Below are 743 nucleotides of genomic sequence, written 5' to 3'. Positions count from 1 at the left end.
GTGGCCGTAGTCGTTGTCCTTGCCCGCGCTGATCATCGCGATGCGGGGTCGGACCGTGGTCAGGAAGGTCGGGAGGCTGTAGCGGGAGCCGTGGTGGGGAACTTTGAGGATGTCCGCGGACAGGTCGGTTCCCTTGGCGTCCAACAGGTCTGACTGACCGGCGAGTTCGATGTCGCCGGTGAGCAGCGCCCTGCCCGCGCTGGTGTGGGCTCGGATGACCAGGGAGGCGTCGTTGAGGGCGGTGCCGTCGGCGCGTTCTTCGGTGGCACCCAGGGCAGCGGGGCTCCGGGGTGCCAGCACGTCCAGGGTGAGGCCGGGCCACGCCGTGCTGGCGCCGGGGTGGAGTTCGATCAGGGGTACGCCCGCGGTGGCCGTTGTCTCGCGTACTTCTTTCAGGGCCCACTGGGGTTGTTGGACTGGGCTGAGGCCCACGGCGCCGACGTCGTGGTCGGCCAAGACCTCGCGGAGGCCTGTGATGTGGTCCGCGTGCAGGTGGGTGAGCAGTACCAGCGGAATCCGGGTGATGCCGAGGTCCCGGAGGCAGCTGGTGATCGCCACGGGGTCGGGGCCGGTGTCGACGAGGACAGCGCGGCCGGGTTCGGCGGTGGCCAGGACGATGGCGTCGCCTTGGCCGACGTCGCACGCCACCAAGGCCCAGTTCGGGGGCGGCCAGCCCGGGCGGAGCAGACGGACCGGGATCAGGATGATGATCAGGAGGAGTACCAGGGCGATCAGCAGTGGGC

The 743-nt window shown here is 70.0% G+C and carries 1 protein-coding gene; it reads right to left on the bottom strand.

All coding sequences use genetic code 11. From position 1 onward, the window contains the following. Nucleotides 1-743: ComEC/Rec2 family competence protein (locus tag CCN39_RS49085; protein ID WP_143264526.1), on the bottom strand; the 743-nt coding region annotated here is incomplete at both ends.

This window comes from Amycolatopsis kentuckyensis, from assembly GCF_002155975.1.
Taxonomy (GTDB): Bacteria; Actinomycetota; Actinomycetes; order Mycobacteriales; family Pseudonocardiaceae; genus Amycolatopsis; species Amycolatopsis kentuckyensis.
This window is presented reverse-complemented; position numbering and strand designations above follow the sequence as displayed.